The sequence below is a fragment of the Providencia sp. PROV_01 genome (genome assembly GCF_053098325.1).
Genome location: NZ_JBRFKD010000002.1, coordinates 2614665 through 2631140, shown reverse-complemented (window position 1 = coordinate 2631140; position 16476 = coordinate 2614665). Strand labels below are relative to the sequence as shown.

Sequence of the window (16476 nt, the reverse complement as noted above, 5' to 3'; positions counted from 1 at the left end):
CAAAATGAGGATAGAAAATAGATAAAGGATCATTCCGTGATTAAAACACATTTACCTTTAACCGATTTACACCGCCATCTTGATGGCAACATCCGTCCAGAAACAATTCTCTCCTTAGCAGAGCAACACCATATTCAATTACCTGCTTCAGAGCTTGAAGCATTACGCCCTCATGTTCAAATTATAGGACAAGAAGCTGACTTAGTCGGTTTCTTAGCAAAACTTGATTGGGGGGTCGCTGTTTTAGCAAACTTAGATGCCTGTCGCCGCGTGGCATTTGAAAATGTTGAAGATGCTTTTAATGCAGGTATTGATTACGCAGAGCTGCGCTTTTCCCCTTATTATATGGCGATGAAACACCAATTGCCTGTTGAAGGTGTCGTTGAAGCCATTGTTGATGGTGTACGTGCAGGGTGCCAACAATTTGATATTAAAATTAATTTAATTGGTATTTTAAGCCGTACTTTTGGCCAACAAGCCTGTACAACTGAGCTGCAAGGATTATTAGCGCATCGGGATCATTTATGCGCATTAGATTTAGCGGGAGATGAGCTCGGATTCCCTGGAGAGCTCTTTGAGTCACATTTTATTAAAGCTAGAGATACAGGGTTAAATATTACTGTTCATGCAGGTGAAGCGGCTGATGCAGACAGTATTTGGCATGCTATTAAGGTATTAGGCGCACAACGAATTGGTCATGGCGTTAAAGCAATAGAAGACCCTGCTCTAATTGAGTATTTAGTAAAACATCAAATTGGCATGGAAAGCTGTTTAACGTCGAATATTCAAACAAGTACAGTTCCATCCTTAGCTCAACACCCGTTAAAAAACTTTTTACAACAAGGTGTTCTGGCTTCAATTAATACAGATGACCCTGCAGTTCAAGGGATTGAGTTACGCCATGAATATGAAGTAGCTGCCCCACAAGCTGGTTTAACGGCAGCAGAAATAGAACAAGCACAACGAAATGGTCTGAGTATGGCATTTTTATCGGATAGTGAGAAAAATGCGCTGTCAAAAAAAGTCGCCAATCGCTAATTTATTTAGTTAAGATTTAGAGGGGATCTGCCCCTCTATCTCAATATCCTTAAAATTCCCCTTCCGAAAAATCTTTGGCCTGCATGCTGCTATATGAGATTGTTAATATCTGCCCTATTTTTTTAGTTAGCCGCTCTCTTACTATTTAAAAATCGTTTTACGCAAGCCTATATATTCATATTTTATATATTAATAAAAAACATCTTATATATTCATTTAGGAAAATCAGCATGACTATTATTAACTCAAGTACTTCAACACAACATATAGCTAGCCCAAATTTAAAACAGCAGCTCATATCGCAAAAAAATAGTTTAGTGAGCAATATTAATAAAATTAAGACTACAATAGAAACGAATAAAGCGGAAATGACAGAATTAAAAGAATTTATCAAACATAATATGTCATTCTTAAAAGAGTTGAAGAGTATCTCTGACCAACATGGAAAAGATAGCCAAGTCCGCCTCAAAAATGGGCATTTTAAATTAGGCCAAGGAAGTAATGTACTAAAAAATATTTTTTCCAGTGGCCGCTACCAAACTGAACGCACTGCCGCGGCAACCTTATTAAATGTAACAGCAAAAAGTGTTACTGTCGCCGATTCAACTAACTTGCTCACGAAGTTGAAAGCAAAAGATGAATCAACCTTATCATCACTGACCGATAACAATAAAAATGCTCAACAACAAATTGCTAGTCTCAGTAAAGAGCTTGCCCCAATAGAAACTCAATTAAACACGATTAAAACACAAGAAGCCGATAATGAGAAAGCAGCTGAACAGCTAAAAAATAAGCGTCAGCAATTTTCTTCTATCTACCAAAGTAATGAAGGTTGTAAAGCAATCAACAATGAGGCCCGCTATATTTTTGGTAATGGCAAACAAGGTGGCTCTTTAAGTGGTAGTAAAGTCATTGCTGAATATGAGCGAGTACATGGCTCAGATATTTTTTCAAAAGGAAATAGCCACATTAAATTTGAATTAAAATGTAACAGTGATAATTTAAATGAGTTAGTGAAAACCGCTGCTAAAAATTGGTATTCACCATCAAGTACAACAGCAACCACCCATCGTGGGCAAGGTATGACTAGTGATGGCTTAAATACTTTAATTAATAATTTTAATGCCGACAAAAAAAGCGATAATAAGACGGTTTATCAGTTAGGACAATTTTTTTCAACGTCGAGTAGAAATGATATTGCTAAGTCTTTTGCCAACCAGAGCCAAGATGATGTTAAAGTTATGTTTTTAGTGAAAGGCAATAGTGGCAACGGGATCACTCCGCAAGCTGGGCTAAGCTTTAATAATAATGAAAGTGAAGTACTCTACTCACCGCTGGCAAACTTTAGTGTCAACAATATTGTAAAAAACTCCAAAGAAAATATATATAAAATTGAGTTAACAGAAGTTAAATCTCAAAAAGACGCACAACTATTACCTTACTAGTTCGAGAGTTTGTTTTTGAGCCTATAACAATTATTTTTCTTTTTATAGGCTTTTTTGAACTTTAGCGTAAAATAATTAACCCTACCGCGCTTCTTAATATATTAAGCCTGTCTAAAAACAATGCGTTACTTAAAATAACATCATCGATTATTAGCATCCACCGCATAAGCAGCGGCTCTATTGTTAATTATATAATTATTTGTATGTTGTAACTAAAAGGCGTGTATGCTTAGGAGATCGGTTATAAATCTAATTGAGGGGTAATGGCCTATTTTGTCAGAACAAAACCCCATGATTGCCCTATTGTCAGTCCTTAGTTGATAGCCTTTTCGCATAACGCTGAGCAAGTACAGCGCTGACCATCAGTTGTATTTGGTGGAAGATCATCAATGGCAATAAAATAACCCCCACTGTCGCAGCAGGAAATAACACGTTCGCCATTGGTACTCCATTCGCTAAACTCTTTTTCGATCCACAGAAAACGATGGTAATTTCGTCTTCTTTGCTAAAACCTAACAACCGTGCAGCTAACGTATTAAATACAATGACAATAAATAAAATAACGCAAGTAACAACCACTATCATTAAGAGTGAAAATGCATCTATTTTCTGCCAAATCCCCTCTACAACGGCTTCACTAAATGCCACATAAACCACTAACAATATTGAAGACCGGTCAGTCATATTCACTAACTTACGATTACGGTTAATCCAATTGGCAATCAATGGTCGAGATAAATGCCCCACAACAAACGGGAGCATCAATTGCATTAAGATAGACCCTATCGCATTGAGCGTATCCATGGCTTGGCTACCATCAGCATCCATCAATAAGCCAACTAAGATTGGCGAAAGAAAAACCCCAAGAATACTCGATGCCGATGCACTACAAATAGCTGCGGCAATATTCCCACCGGCCACTGATGTGAACGCAATTGCTGATTGTACGGTTGCAGGTAAAGCACACAGGTATAAAAAACCCATATACACAGTCGGTGACATCCATTTAGGTACAATCACCGCAAGTCCTAATCCTACAATAGGAAATACAATAAATGTACTCGCAAAAACCAGGAGATGTAGACGCCAGTGCCCTATCCCCGCCATGATTGATTCACGAGATAACTTAGCTCCATGCATAAAGAACAACAATGCAATTGCAGCTGTAGTTAAATATTGAAACCCCGTTTTTATATCACCTTCACAAGGAAAAAGACTGGCTAGAATGACAACACCAATCATGATAAGTAAAAATGGGTCTATTCTCAGTTTAGCTAGCAAATTCATTCGATTATCCATAATAAAAGCCAGTTATGTTAACTGGCCTTATAGTGAGCGTTGATGACGTTAAAATATTTCTTCGATAGTCCGTTTTTCTTTTGCCGAACGTATACCTGCTTCAATAAGTTTCATAATATCTATCGCTTCGCTCGGGGTGACAGGATTTGGTTTACCATGGCGAATTGCATCATGTATCCCTTGATAATAACCACCATAATTACCACGTTGGTTTGGCCAAGATTGTGTTATCAGCTCATCATCTTGTGACAGCGTCAAATTACCCATGTTGGTATCAATTCCCCAATCAGCCCCTTCTGGACGTTGGCCGCTCTTTAAGCAGTCTTCTTGGGTGTCTAAACCATATTTAACATAACTACCATTCATGCCATGAATAACATATATCGGCGTTGGTGCAGCAGCTAATGTTGTTGCATGTAATACCACCTTTTTATCGGCATATTGCAAAACGGCATGGAAGTAATCCACTGCCTGTGCATTTGGGCGGATCATGGCAAGATCAACATTGATCCCTAACGGCCTGCCAAAATATTGTAAGACTTGGTCTAATAAATGCGGACCTAGGTCATACCAAATACCGGCTCCGGGAATATCCGCTTCACGCCAGCGTTGCCTAACTAAAGGGCGATAACGATCAAAATGTGATTCATAGTATTTAATATCCCCGAGCTTACCTTCTTCTAAGATTTTTTTAACGGTTAAAAAACCGGAGTCCCAACGGCGGTTATGATAAACCGACAGTAATTTTCCAGCTTGCTCCGCTTGTTGTTTCAATTGTTCAGCTTGTGAGACATCTAATGTAAATGGTTTATCAACAACAACGTGTTTTCCCGCTGCTAATGCCGCTTGTGCGAGAGGAAAATGAGTATCATTAGGCGTAGGAATAACGACGAGTTCGATATCTTTATCAGCAAAAATAGCTTCCGGAGAGGCGGCAACATGAACATTTGGCCAATCAGCCTTAACCTTACTCGGGTCACTGCTAGAAATCGTTGTTAAATCATACCCTTCTAAAATGCCAAGGAAGGGAGCATGAAATGTTTTGCTAGCATAGCCATATCCGACGATCGCAACTTTAATTGGTTTAGACATTTAGACCTCATACAACGATAAACACAGGTGGAGATAAAAAGTACCATCAGAAGGAATGAAATGGCAAATAAATCTATGATAGGATTGTAAATTGTCCAGCGACTTCGCCAAAATGGGTTTTATTGATTATGACTTCAGTTTATGACGCCAACCGCATCACTGGCTGGTTATTAGTTCCAGCAATCTATTTGTTATTAACCTTTTTAGCTGTTTGCAGTATGACTGTCATGTATTGCATTAAGTTTTATGAGATTGTCACGACTGTTGACCATTGGACAAGCTTTATTCCTGCCGCATGGTATCTGTCATTCGCGATTACTATTGGGATGACTATTTTCAGTATCCATGTGTTGCAGCTAATGTTTTCTCGTTCAAAACATTTTCCCCGCCGCTTTATTATTTGGTTAATGATTTTATTATTATTAGGTATAAAAACCTTCGCATTTTCACCTATTGATGATGAAACTGCTTTGCAAGTCTTAGCGTGGCCTTTAATTGGTGCAGGTTTCTTTGTCCCTTATTTAAAACGGTCCCAACGTGTAAAAATGACTTTCACACAAGATCGATAAGCATCACATAAATTGCTTGATATCATAATGATAGTTTAACTGGCTTCGGTCAGTTTTTGTTCTTTTTTCATTTCAGGCAATAGCATGACTGATTATCTATTACTCTTTGTTGGAACAGTACTGGTTAACAACTTCGTTCTCGTTAAATTCCTAGGCTTATGCCCTTTTATGGGCGTCTCAAAAAAACTCGAACCCGCCATTGGAATGGGCTTAGCAACGACGTTTGTTATGACATTAGCGTCAATCAGTTCTTGGTTGATTGACACTCTCATCCTCATTCCTCTCGACCTCATCTATTTGCGAACGCTAAGTTTTATTTTAGCGATTGCTGTCGTTGTACAGTTTACTGAAATGGTGGTGAGGAAAACGAGTCCAACGCTTTACCGTTTACTTGGTATTTTTCTGCCTTTAATTACCACCAACTGCGCGGTTCTTGGTGTTGCCTTATTAAATATTAATATGTCTCATACTTTTATGCAGTCTGCCGTGTATGGTTTTGGCGCTGCTGTGGGTTTTTCATTAGTGATGGTGTTATTTGCCGCTATTCGCGAACGTTTAGCTGTTGCCAATGTTCCTGCTCCTTTTAAGGGCTCGTCAATTGGGTTAATAACTGCTGGCTTGATGTCTCTCGCGTTTATGGGCTTTAGTGGTTTGGTGAAATTCTAATGATGTCTGTATGGATTGCTATCGGTATATTAGCCGTTTTTGGCCTTATTTTTGGGCTGATTTTAGGGTATGCCTCATTACGATTCAAAGTTGAGGCTGATCCTATTGTTGAACAAGTTGAAGCGATATTACCTCAGAGTCAGTGCGGTCAATGTAGTTACCCTGGCTGCCGTCCTTACGCTGAAGCGGTTGCAAATAATGGGGAAATGATCAACAAATGCGCCCCTGGTGGTGAGCAAGTCATGCTAAAAATCGCTGAGTTGCTTAATGTTGACCCCCAACCAATCGATGGTGGTGAAGCCGCGCAAAATCCAGTTCGTAAAGTTGCTATTATCGATGAAGAAAACTGCATCGGTTGTACTAAATGCATTCAAGCCTGCCCTGTTGATGCTATTGTGGGTGCAACCCGCGCCATGCATACCGTTATTGAAGATTTGTGCACAGGATGTGACCTGTGTGTAGCCCCTTGCCCTACCGATTGTATTGAGCTTGTTCCCGTGAAAACCACCACAGCCAATTGGAAATGGGATTTAAACACCATCCCAGTCAAAAATATCAATGTTGAACCCAATGAACCATTTGTAACTAAAGCAAGGGGTGAAACTCATGCTTAAGCTCTTTAATTGGTTGAAAAAAGATAATATTTGGGATTTCAAAGGCGGGATCCATCCGCCTGAAATGAAGCTACAATCAAGCCAAACACCAATGCGTATTGCATCAATACCTGATGAACTGGTTATCCCATTACAACAACATTTAGGCCCTGAAGGTGAACTGATTGTTCAAGTCGGTGACTTCGTTTTAAAAGGCCAGCCTTTAACTAAAGGCCTTGGACGTACTGTGCCTGTTCATGCTTCAACTTCAGGGGTTATCACTGCGATTGAACCCATGGTGACAGCGCATCCTTCTGGCTTAAAAGAGTTGTGTGTACGTATTGCATCCGATGGCCAAGATACATGGTGTACTTTATACCCAGAGCCTAACTACGTTCAATTAACCCGCGCTGAATTACTACAGAAAATTGAACAAGCGGGTATTGCGGGTCTCGGCGGTGCTGGTTTCCCAACCGCATCAAAATTGGCAGGTGGTCAAGATGCAATTAAAACATTAATTATTAATGCGGCTGAATGCGAACCTTATATCACAGCCGATGATAGATTAATGCAAGAACATGCACAGGAAGTTATTGAAGGCTGCCGTGTTTTACAGCATTTATTGAACCCAGACCAGGTACTAATTGGTATTGAAGACAATAAACCCGAAGCTATTCGTGCACTTAAAGATGCAATCACCTCGCAAGACAAACAAATATTCATTCGAGTTATACCAACCAAGTACCCATCAGGTGGTGCTAAACAGCTGACAAAAATTTTAACGGGAAAAGAAGTACCATCCGGTGCGCGTTCTTCTCAAATTGGCGTGTTAATGCAAAACGTCGGTACTGTGGTTGCTATCAAACGCGCAGTTATCGATGGCCAGCCATTAATCGAACGAGTAGTCACTGTCACAGGTGAAGCAATCAGCAAACCGGGTAATTTTTGGGCTCGTTTAGGGACTCCAGTTAAACATCTATTACAGCAATCAGGTTTTAACCCTGAACCAGAACAAATGGTGATTATGGGAGGGCCTTTAATGGGCTTTACCCTACCCGACTTAAATGTTCCTGTCGTGAAAATTTGTAACTGTTTACTGGTTCCTACAATGGAAGAAATGGGGCCTAAAGCACTAGAAGAAGCGTGTATTCGTTGTGGGTTGTGTGTTGAGGCCTGCCCTGCTGCGCTACTACCTCAGCAACTTTACTGGTTCAGTAAAGGAGATGAACACGAAAAAGCGCAAAAACATAATTTATTTGACTGCATAGAGTGTGGTGCATGTGCTTATGTGTGCCCGAGTAATATTCCGTTAGTGCAATATTATCGTCAAGAAAAAGCAGAAATTCGTGAAATTGCTCAAGAAGAGCGCCGTGCTGCTGAAGCAAAATTGCGTTTTGAAGCAAAACAGTTGCGTATGGAACGTGATAAACAAGCACGAGAAGAACGCCATAAAAAAGCTGCTGTGCAAGTCGATAGTGCAGATAAAGATGCCGTTAATGCGGCTTTAGCACGAGTTAAAGCCAAACAAACGCTGACAGCGGAACCCATTAAGATTGTTTCCGGTGAACTCCCAGACAATAGTGCAGTAATCGCCGCTCGCGAAGCTCGTAAAGCCCAAGCTCGTGCTAAACAAGCTGAAAAGCTGGCTAATGCACAAACAGAAACTGTTGATATAACAGCAACGGATGATCCCCGTAAAGATGCCGTCGCTGCAGCTATTGCGCGTGCGAAAGCCAAAAAGGCGGCTCAAGAGCAACCTGCCACTCCGCCAGTCACTGATGCGGTAGCGAATACCGAAATTGACCCACGTAAAGCGGCTGTCGCTGCGGCTATTGCGCGTGCGAAAGCCAAAAAGGCGGCTCAAGAGCAACCTGCCACTCCGCCAGTCACTGATGCGGTAGCAGATACCGAAATTGACCCACGTAAAGCGGCTGTCGCTGCGGCTATTGCGCGTGCCAAAGCTAAAAAAGCCGCTCAAGAGCAACCTGCCACACCGCCAGTCGCTGATGCGGTAGCGGATACCGAAGTTGATCCACGTAAAGCGGCTGTCGCTGCAGCTATTGCGCGTGCCAAAGCTAAAAAAGCCGCTCAAGCAGAACAACTCGCACAAGAAGAGCTTACTCCCGCTGCCGAACAACCCATTGAAGAGGAAACCGACCCTCGAAAAATTGCCGTTGCCGCTGCAATCGCGCGAGTAAAAGCGAAGCAAGCACAAAAACAACATGAACAAACGACTACAGAGTAAGTGATAACGAGATGAAATTTAGGCCAATTGATGCGAAAAATCGCCGTTTAAAAATTGCTAGCGCGCCATTTACTCATAATAAACAAAGCACCAGCTTAGTCATGCTTTGGGTACTTTTAGCTGCAATACCCGGTATTGCGGCTCAAGTTTATTTTTTTGGCGTTGGCACCTTATATCAAATTATTTTAGCGATGCTAACAGCCGTTATCACAGAAGCGGTTTCTATTCGTTTACGCAAACAACCTGTAGTTCCTGTACTAAAAGATAATTCAGCCATTGTAACTGCTTTATTATTAGCCATCAGCCTACCACCGCTCTCACCTTGGTGGTTAATCGTATTAGGGACATTTTTTGCTATTACGATTGCTAAACAATGTTATGGTGGATTGGGACAAAACCCTTTTAACCCCGCGATGGTGGGTTATGTTGTTTTATTGATATCATTCCCTGTTCATATGACAAACTGGCTACCCCCGCATGAATTACAGAATATGTCGGTTTCAGCCCTTGATAGCCTATCAATTATTCTCAGTGGCCATACACCAACAGGTATTACTCTCGAGCAGCTACGAACGGGAATTGATGGTATGAGCCAAGCAACCCCGCTTGATAGCTTTAAAACGGGCCTACTGACTCATTCTATTTCTGAAGTATTACAACAACCTATTTTGCAAGGTTCCTTAGCCGGTATTGGTTGGCAATGGGTAAATATTGGCTATTTAGTTGGCGGTTTGTTCTTATTACAGCGCCGTATTATTAGCTGGCACATCCCAGTGTCGTTCTTAGGTACGTTGGCAATCTTAGCTATTGTTAGCCACTTAATTGATGATAGCCAGCATGCATCACCATGGGTTCATCTATTGTCTGGCGCCACTATGCTAGGGGCATTTTTTATTGCCACTGACCCTGTTACCGCATCGACAACACCTAAGGGACGAATTATTTTTGGTGTGATCATTGGTTTCCTTGTTTGGGTGATCCGTGTTTACGGTGGTTACCCTGACGCTGTCGCATTTGCCGTGTTACTCGCCAATATTACCGTTCCATTAATTGATTACTATACGCAACCTCGTGCGTACGGCCATGGGCATAAGTAAGGATAACCGTATGTTAAACACGATGAAACGCCATGGTGTAACGTTAGCAATCTTTGCGGCAGGCACGACCGCGCTTAGTGCTGCAGTGTACACGTTAACTAAAGAGACTATTGCTGAACAAGCCGCTATTGTTCAGAAAAAATTACTCGACCAAGTTATACCAAGTGATTTATATGACAATGACCTCGCAAAAGAGTGTTATTTAGTCACTAATGAGGCCATACTTGGTAACAAACAACCTAGGCGTTTGTATCTAGCCCGTAAAAATGGCGAACCCGTTGCTGCGGCATTAGAAACAACGGCATTAGACGGCTACTCTGGCGCGATACATTTATTAGTTGGAACCGATTTTAACGGCACAGTATTGGGAACTCGTGTAACAGAACATCATGAAACACCTGGGCTTGGTGACAAGATTGAGACACGAATATCTGATTGGATTACTTATTTTAGCGGTAAGAAAATAGCCTCTGACAATGACCCTAAATGGGCGGTTAAAAAAGACGGTGGTGAATTTGATCAGTTTACTGGAGCAACAATTACGCCCAGAGCAGTCGTCAATGCGACTAAACGTACTGCTGTATTTATGCAACAAATTCCACAACAATTATCGAATTATCCACGCTGTGGGGACGAATAATGAGCGATACATCTAAAGACTTATTAATGCAAGGTTTGTGGAAAAACAACTCTGCATTGGTTCAACTATTAGGGCTTTGTCCGCTTCTTGCTGTTTCATCAACAGCAACAAACGCATTAGGGCTAGGCTTAGCGACAACATTAGTCTTAGTTTGTACTAATGTTGCAGTTTCTGCTTTACGTCGTTGGGTACCATCAGAAATTCGCATCCCTATCTACGTGATGATTATTGCCTCTGTTGTTAGTGCCGTACAAATGCTAATCAACGCATATGCTTTTGGTTTATATGAATCTCTCGGGATCTTTATTCCGTTAATCGTCACCAACTGTATTGTTATTGGGCGAGCAGAAGCCTATGCATCTCGTAATCCTGTTGGGTTATCTGCTCTAGATGGGTTTGCCATGGGCTTAGGCGCAACGGCGACCTTGCTTGTTCTAGGGTCAATTCGTGAAATTTTAGGGAATGGTACCTTGTTTGATGGTGCTGACTTGTTACTTGGTTCTTGGGCCACCTCCCTTCGTATTGAAGTATTACATCTTGATTCTCCATTTTTACTCGCTATGCTACCGCCTGGTGCCTTCATTGGGCTAGCGTTACTATTAGCAGCGAAGTACTTAATTGATGAAAAAATGAAAAAAAGAGCCGCACGACAATCCAGTATTCAACCCGAGCGTGAATATGAAAAACAGCAAGGTTGCGGTAGCCATATTTCTTAACAACGATATTTTGTGAGCAATGAATAAATCAAAACGCATTGAAATTCTAACTCGTCTACGGGATAACAACCCACACCCGACAACGGAGCTAGAATTTAATTCTCCTTTTGAGCTATTAATCGCCGTTTTATTGTCAGCTCAAGCGACTGATGTGAGTGTTAATAAAGCGACAGCGAAGCTATACCCTGTTGCTAATACACCTGAAACTATTATGGCGCTAGGTGTGGATGGGATAAAAGAATACATTAAAACCATTGGCTTATTTAATACTAAAGCTGAAAGTGTCTATAAAACCTGTCAAATTTTAATCGAAAAACACAACAGTCAGGTTCCTGAAAACCGAGAGGCTTTGGAAGCCTTACCGGGTGTTGGCCGTAAAACTGCAAATGTGGTTCTTAATACCGCATTTGGCTGGCCGACTATCGCTGTTGACACACATATTTTTCGTGTCTGCAATCGTACTAACTTTGCTCCGGGTAAGAATGTTGTTGAAGTAGAAGAAAAACTCCTTAAAGTTGTACCCGCAGAGTTTAAAGTAGATTGCCACCATTGGTTTATTTTGCATGGACGTTATACTTGTATTGCCCGCAAACCCCGCTGTGGCTCATGTATTATTGAAGATTTATGTGAATTTAAAGAAAAAATATACCCAGAAGATTAGTCAAAATGCTATTTTTATACATTACCAATAAACGGTATTTTTAATGATGAATCTAGTCAGTAACGCATTTTTTCCTTGCTCTAAGACTTTGTCTTACGTAACAATAGAGCCAAACCCAATATCAATAAAACGGTAAGTATGTTCCAAGACAACCCACTGCTCGCACAACTTAAACAAAAACTACATGCCCAGACTCCACGCGTTGAAGGGCTGGTAAAAAGCACAGAAAAAGGCTTTGGCTTTCTCGAAGTTGATGGCCAAAAAAGTTATTTCATTCCGCCGCCTCAAATGAAAAAAGTCATGCATGGCGATCGCGTTATTGCTGCAGTTCGTACAGATAAAGACCGCGAATTTGCAGAACCAGAAGAGCTGGTAGAACCTTTTTTAGATAGGTTTGTTGGGAAAATACAAAAAAAAGACAATGATAACCGCTTATTTGTCATTCCCGATCACCCATTACTGAAAGATATGATTTCTTGCCGTCCTGTTAATGGCATCAATCACGAATTCAAACAAGATGATTGGGTTGTTGCACAAATGCGTCGCCACCCATTAAAGGGTGATAAAACTTTCTACGCTGAAATAACTGAATTTATCACCGATGGTGATGACCATTTTGCCCCTTGGTGGGTAACGTTACGCCGTCACCAATTAGACCGTGATGAACCTAAAATGGTTGATAGTGAACGTGACGATCAAGGAATTGAACGTGTTGATTTAACTCACTTGCATTTTACGACGATAGACAATGCTAGTACTGAAGACATTGATGACGCGCTCTATGTTGAAAGAACCGATAATGGCGATTTAAAGCTGTATATCGCTATCGCTGACCCGACAAGTTATATACCAGAAGGCAGCGAACTAGATAAACTGGCATTAGCCCGCGGCTATACCAACTATTTGCCTGGTTTCAATATTCCAATGTTACCGCGCAGATTATCTGACGACCTATGCTCTTTACGCCCAAATGAACGCCGCCCTACTTTAGTCTGTATTGCGCTAATTAAAGAAGATGGACGCATTGACGATCACATTGAGTTTTTCAGTGCTTGGGTTGAATCGAAATCTAAATTAGTTTATGACGAAGTCTCTGATTGGCTTGAGAATACAGGCAGTTGGCAGCCAGCAAATGATACCGATAAACAGCAAATTTTACTCCTTAAAGAAATGTCAGATAGACGTTTACAATGGCGTGAAAATAATGCCCTCGTCTTCAAAGACCGCCCCGATTACCGCTTTGTATTAGATGATAAAGGCAATGTGGTTGACATCGTGACTGAACGTCGCCGTAGCTCTAATCGCATTGTTGAAGAAGCTATGATCGCGTCTAACCTCTGCGCTGCTGCGGTACTAAAAGAAAAATTAGGGTTTGGGGTGTTTAATGTGCATATGGGGTTTGAACCTCTGCAAATTGACCAAGTCGTGCAAACACTAAAAGATAACGGTATTGAAACAACGGCTGAATCGTTGTTATCACTAGAAGGTTTCCGTCAACTACGCCGTCAATTAGATGTACAGCCGACTCAATTCCTTGATAGCCGAATTCGTCGTTACCAAACTTTTGCGGAAGTCAAAGCTGAGCCCGGTCCACATTTTGGTTTAGGGTTTGATGCTTATGCGACTTGGACTTCACCAATTCGTAAGTATACCGATATCGTCAATCATCGTTTAATAAAGTCTATTATTGCCGGTAAACCTTCTACGGATAAACCCTCCGAAGAATTATCAATCAAATTAGCTGAACGTCGTCGTGCAAATCGTATGGCTGAACGTGATGTTGGTGACTGGCTCTATTCGCGTTACTTAAAGCCTTTTGAGGGTACAGATACTAAATTCCCAGCTGAAATTATCGATATTACCCGTGGTGGAGTGCGAGTTCGCTTAGTCGACAATGGTGCCGTTGCATTTGTCCCTGCCCCCTTTATTCATAGCGTTCGTGATGAGATTCAATGTAGCCAAGAAACAGGCAATGTGCTTGTTAAAGGTGAAATAGCTTACCAACTTAACGATATTATTAATGTCACCATTAATGAAGTTCGTATGGAAACACGTAATATCGTTGCTAGACCAGCCGAATAACAACTTTTCTGCTATTCTTAAAAGACCATAGTTTGATATCTATGGTCTTTTATTTTTCTATAAATTGTTTTTTAACATCATATTCGCATTAAACGTTAAACAGCGAGCACTTTTCCAGATCTTTTCCTGATTATTCTTATTCGTATAATAACCTATCATGATATTTTGTTAACTGTTAAATCTGTACTAAGGATCACTAAAATGAACACAGTAAGCAAACGTATTTTATCATTCATGGTGATAGCCACAGTCGCTATCAGTGTCAGTGCCTGTTCAAATATGTCTAAACGCGACAAAAACACAGCGATTGGTGCTGGTGTAGGTGCTGTTGGTGGTGCCGTACTGACAGGCGGAAGCTCCGTAGGAACCGTTGGCGGTGCTGCAATTGGTGGAATTATCGGTCACCAAGTCGGTAAATAAATCTCATTACATCCTTTATTTTCTCTCCTTAATCTACAATAGCGTTCATCATGAACGCTATTTTATTTTTCATATCCAATAATCTATTAAACTATTGACGGAAAAAAGTGTACAAAGTACACTTACAATTAATGCAAAGGGAGGGAACCCTGTGAGTCACGCAATTGAATTTATTGAAACGAGCTTTTTTACTAAACAAATCCAATCGATAGCAACACAAGAAGAACTTAGGACACTACAAAATGAACTTATCGCATGGCCAGATAAAGGCGATATTATCCAAGGAACAGGTGGTCTTCGCAAAATTAGGATGGCAACAGGTAATAAAGGAAAAAGTGCAAGTGTACGGGTTATTTATTTCCTAGCTACAGCAGAAATCATTTATTTTATAATGGCTTACCCAAAGAATGTCAAAGATACGCTAAATGACTTAGAAAAAGCAGAATTAAAGAAACTAACGAAATTACTAAAAAATGAGGTATAAAATGAGTATATTCAACGAATTAAAAGCCTCTTTAGAAGAAGCTGTTGACATTAAACACGGTCACCAAAAAGCTGCTAATGTCACTCGTTACGAAATTACTGACGTCAAAGCAATTCGAGAACAACTTAATGTTTCACAAAGCGAATTAGCTCATGCGCTAGGGACGAGTATCGACACCATTAAAAGTTGGGAGCTTAAACGACGTAACCCAACAGGGCTAGCGGCTAAAATACTCATCGCCATTAAGCGTAATCCTGCTTTATTTGCCGAGTTAGCAGCAATTTAACCACTTCTTCATTATAAAATGAGTGGCTCTCTAGGTCGCCACTCATGAAAAACAGCAAAATTGTCGAGTCAATCAGCCACCAGCTAACTTGACTTGAAAACCTTTCGCCTCAAGGTACTGTTTGATAACATCACGTTTGTCGCCTTGAATTTCAACGTTACCGTCTTTGACAGCCCCGCCACAGCCACATTTCTTTTTAAGGTCAGCCGCTAGTTTTGCTAATTCGCTATCTTCAAGGTCAAGACCTGTAACAACACAAACACCTTTCCCTTTGCGTCCTGATGTCTCACGGCGAATTCGCACAATACCATCGCCTTTAGGCCTTTCAACTTTGGGTTTTTCGTCAGCAATACGTCCTGTCTCAGTGCTGTAAACAAGACGACTATTTGTATCACTCATAGCAAACCTTCAATAGATTGATTGATTTGTTGTAATGTGACTGTTGGGTTTTCACTACGTGTAATCGGACGCCCAATCACCATATAATCGACACCTGCTTTCACTGCATCTTGTGGTGTCATAATGCGACGTTGGTCCCCGACATCACTACCTGTAGGGCGAATACCTGGGGTAACTAATTTGAAATCAGCACCACATAACTGTTTTAAACGTTGAGCTTCATGTGCAGAGCAAACAACACCGTCCAACCCACATTGCTTCGTTAATAAGGCCAAACGCTCTGCATGAACTGCCGGTGAAACGTTAATTCCAACACCTGAGAGGTCAGATTCATCCATACTCGTTAATACTGTTACTGCAGTAAGTAATGGCGCTTCTTTACCATAAGGCTCAAGAGATTGGCGCGCCGCTTCCATCATACGAGCCCCACCACCAGCATGGACATTAACCATCCATACCCCCATTTCAGCTGCAGCCGCAACCGCACGAGCAACAGTATTTGGAATATCATGAAATTTCAAATCTAAGAAAATATCAAAACCACGTTCATGGAGTGACTTAACAAATTGAGGACCATTAAAAGTAAACATTTCTTTGCCAACTTTTAAGCGACAATCACGTGGGTCAATACGATCCACAAAAGCCAAAGCTTCATTAGCATCTTCATAATCAAGTGCCACAATAATTGGTGAATGTGTGTGGTTCTCAGTTGAGGAAATCATTTCTTAGCCTTTAAAGAGTCGT

General features: G+C 41.0%; 18 protein-coding genes. 14 read left to right on the top strand and 4 right to left on the bottom strand.

The window, feature by feature from the left end; all coding sequences use genetic code 11:
• Positions 1–36: 36 nt before the first annotated feature.
• Together add and ACU696_RS12805 are read left to right on the top strand one after the other, a co-directional pair.
• Positions 37–1038, top strand: coding sequence for an adenosine deaminase (gene add, locus ACU696_RS12810; protein WP_209101551.1), 1002 nt, complete (start codon positions 37–39; stop codon positions 1036–1038).
• A gap of 230 nt (positions 1039–1268) precedes the next feature.
• On the top strand, positions 1269–2483 hold the full coding sequence (locus ACU696_RS12805; protein WP_004910973.1) for an ADP-ribosyltransferase domain-containing protein: 1215 nt from the start codon (positions 1269–1271) through the stop codon (positions 2481–2483).
• A 306-nt stretch (positions 2484–2789) separates the two neighbouring features.
• Here the strand turns inward: ACU696_RS12805 and ACU696_RS12800 are convergent, their stop codons facing one another.
• Entirely contained in the window at positions 2790–3770 is a 981-nt protein-coding gene (locus tag ACU696_RS12800; protein ID WP_109912257.1) for a bile acid:sodium symporter family protein, read from the bottom strand.
• Positions 3771–3830: 60 nt separating this feature from the next.
• Positions 3831–4874 carry an oxidoreductase gene (locus tag ACU696_RS12795; protein ID WP_196719491.1) on the bottom strand — a complete coding sequence of 348 codons (1044 nt, stop codon included), beginning with the start codon at positions 4872–4874 and terminating at the stop codon, positions 3831–3833.
• Positions 4875–5002: 128 nt separating this feature from the next.
• On the opposite strand from ACU696_RS12795, the gene ACU696_RS12790 reads away from it, so the two are divergent.
• From ACU696_RS12790 to nadS, 12 genes are all read left to right on the top strand, one after another.
• Positions 5003–5443 carry a DUF2569 domain-containing protein gene (locus ACU696_RS12790; protein ID WP_004910980.1) on the top strand — a complete coding sequence of 147 codons (441 nt, stop codon included), beginning with the start codon at positions 5003–5005 and terminating at the stop codon, positions 5441–5443.
• 84 nt (positions 5444–5527) lie between these two features.
• Positions 5528–6109, top strand: a complete 582-nt coding sequence (gene rsxA / locus ACU696_RS12785) for an electron transport complex subunit RsxA (protein ID WP_004910983.1) — start codon at positions 5528–5530, stop codon at positions 6107–6109.
• The gene (gene rsxB, locus ACU696_RS12780) at positions 6109–6723 is read left to right on the top strand and encodes an electron transport complex subunit RsxB (protein ID WP_109912259.1); all 615 of its coding nucleotides are present in this window, start codon (positions 6109–6111) and stop codon (positions 6721–6723) included. Before rsxA ends, rsxB begins: the two co-directional genes overlap by 1 nt.
• Positions 6716–8947 carry an electron transport complex subunit RsxC gene (rsxC, locus tag ACU696_RS12775; protein WP_209101553.1) on the top strand — a complete coding sequence of 744 codons (2232 nt, stop codon included), beginning with the start codon at positions 6716–6718 and terminating at the stop codon, positions 8945–8947. The genes rsxB and rsxC overlap by 8 nt, the downstream gene beginning before the upstream one ends.
• Before the next feature lie 11 nt (positions 8948–8958).
• On the top strand, positions 8959–10044 hold the full coding sequence (rsxD, locus tag ACU696_RS12770; protein WP_004910990.1) for an electron transport complex subunit RsxD: 1086 nt from the start codon (positions 8959–8961) through the stop codon (positions 10042–10044).
• Positions 10045–10054: 10 nt separating this feature from the next.
• On the top strand, positions 10055–10684 hold the full coding sequence (gene rsxG, locus ACU696_RS12765; RefSeq protein WP_109912261.1) for an electron transport complex subunit RsxG: 630 nt from the start codon (positions 10055–10057) through the stop codon (positions 10682–10684).
• Positions 10684–11400 (top strand): electron transport complex subunit E, encoded by a 717-nt coding sequence (locus tag ACU696_RS12760; protein WP_004910994.1) that lies wholly within the window; start codon positions 10684–10686, stop codon positions 11398–11400. The genes rsxG and ACU696_RS12760 overlap by 1 nt, the downstream gene beginning before the upstream one ends.
• Before the next feature lie 19 nt (positions 11401–11419).
• Positions 11420–12061 (top strand): endonuclease III, encoded by a 642-nt coding sequence (gene nth, locus ACU696_RS12755; protein WP_102138606.1) that lies wholly within the window; start codon positions 11420–11422, stop codon positions 12059–12061.
• Between the two features lie 138 nt (positions 12062–12199).
• Positions 12200–14143: an exoribonuclease II gene (locus tag ACU696_RS12750; protein ID WP_209101554.1), complete on the top strand. Its 1944-nt coding sequence runs from the start codon at positions 12200–12202 to the stop codon at positions 14141–14143.
• A gap of 201 nt (positions 14144–14344) precedes the next feature.
• Entirely contained in the window at positions 14345–14563 is a 219-nt protein-coding gene (osmB, locus tag ACU696_RS12745; protein WP_004911006.1) for an osmotically-inducible lipoprotein OsmB, read from the top strand.
• 151 nt (positions 14564–14714) lie between these two features.
• Positions 14715–15047 (top strand): type II toxin-antitoxin system RelE/ParE family toxin, encoded by a 333-nt coding sequence (locus tag ACU696_RS12740; protein ID WP_109912263.1) that lies wholly within the window; start codon positions 14715–14717, stop codon positions 15045–15047.
• 1 nt (position 15048) lies between these two features.
• Positions 15049–15333, top strand: coding sequence for a NadS family protein (nadS, locus tag ACU696_RS12735; protein WP_004911011.1), 285 nt, complete (start codon positions 15049–15051; stop codon positions 15331–15333).
• Between the two features lie 72 nt (positions 15334–15405).
• On the opposite strand, the gene yciH is transcribed toward nadS, so the two are convergent.
• A complete protein-coding gene (gene yciH / locus ACU696_RS12730; RefSeq protein WP_109912264.1) occupies positions 15406–15732 on the bottom strand; it encodes a stress response translation initiation inhibitor YciH in 327 nt (108 codons plus the stop codon).
• On the bottom strand, positions 15729–16454 hold the full coding sequence (gene pyrF / locus ACU696_RS12725) for an orotidine-5'-phosphate decarboxylase (RefSeq protein WP_109912265.1): 726 nt from the start codon (positions 16452–16454) through the stop codon (positions 15729–15731). The genes yciH and pyrF overlap by 4 nt, the downstream gene beginning before the upstream one ends.
• Positions 16455–16476 lie beyond the last annotated feature (22 nt).

Excerpts from the sequence above, each read along its gene's own strand:
- ACU696_RS12805 (WP_004910973.1), top strand. The coding sequence starts at position 1,269 with ATGACTATTATTAACTCAAGTACTTCAACACAACATATAGCTAGCCCA.
- ACU696_RS12795 (WP_196719491.1), bottom strand. The coding sequence starts at position 4,874 with ATGTCTAAACCAATTAAAGTTGCGATCGTCGGATATGGCTATGCTAGC.
- nth (WP_102138606.1), top strand. The coding sequence starts at position 11,420 with ATGAATAAATCAAAACGCATTGAAATTCTAACTCGTCTACGGGATAAC.
- ACU696_RS12760 (WP_004910994.1), top strand. The coding sequence starts at position 10,684 with ATGAGCGATACATCTAAAGACTTATTAATGCAAGGTTTGTGGAAAAAC.
- nadS (WP_004911011.1), top strand. The coding sequence starts at position 15,049 with ATGAGTATATTCAACGAATTAAAAGCCTCTTTAGAAGAAGCTGTTGAC.
- ACU696_RS12800 (WP_109912257.1), bottom strand. The coding sequence starts at position 3,770 with ATGAATTTGCTAGCTAAACTGAGAATAGACCCATTTTTACTTATCATG.
- ACU696_RS12750 (WP_209101554.1), top strand. The coding sequence starts at position 12,200 with ATGTTCCAAGACAACCCACTGCTCGCACAACTTAAACAAAAACTACAT.
- rsxG (WP_109912261.1), top strand. The coding sequence starts at position 10,055 with ATGTTAAACACGATGAAACGCCATGGTGTAACGTTAGCAATCTTTGCG.
- rsxB (WP_109912259.1), top strand. The coding sequence starts at position 6,109 with ATGATGTCTGTATGGATTGCTATCGGTATATTAGCCGTTTTTGGCCTT.
- ACU696_RS12790 (WP_004910980.1), top strand. The coding sequence starts at position 5,003 with ATGACTTCAGTTTATGACGCCAACCGCATCACTGGCTGGTTATTAGTT.
- rsxA (WP_004910983.1), top strand. The coding sequence starts at position 5,528 with ATGACTGATTATCTATTACTCTTTGTTGGAACAGTACTGGTTAACAAC.
- pyrF (WP_109912265.1), bottom strand. The coding sequence starts at position 16,454 with ATGATTTCCTCAACTGAGAACCACACACATTCACCAATTATTGTGGCA.
- osmB (WP_004911006.1), top strand. The coding sequence starts at position 14,345 with ATGAACACAGTAAGCAAACGTATTTTATCATTCATGGTGATAGCCACA.
- yciH (WP_109912264.1), bottom strand. The coding sequence starts at position 15,732 with ATGAGTGATACAAATAGTCGTCTTGTTTACAGCACTGAGACAGGACGT.
- rsxD (WP_004910990.1), top strand. The coding sequence starts at position 8,959 with ATGAAATTTAGGCCAATTGATGCGAAAAATCGCCGTTTAAAAATTGCT.
- rsxC (WP_209101553.1), top strand. The coding sequence starts at position 6,716 with ATGCTTAAGCTCTTTAATTGGTTGAAAAAAGATAATATTTGGGATTTC.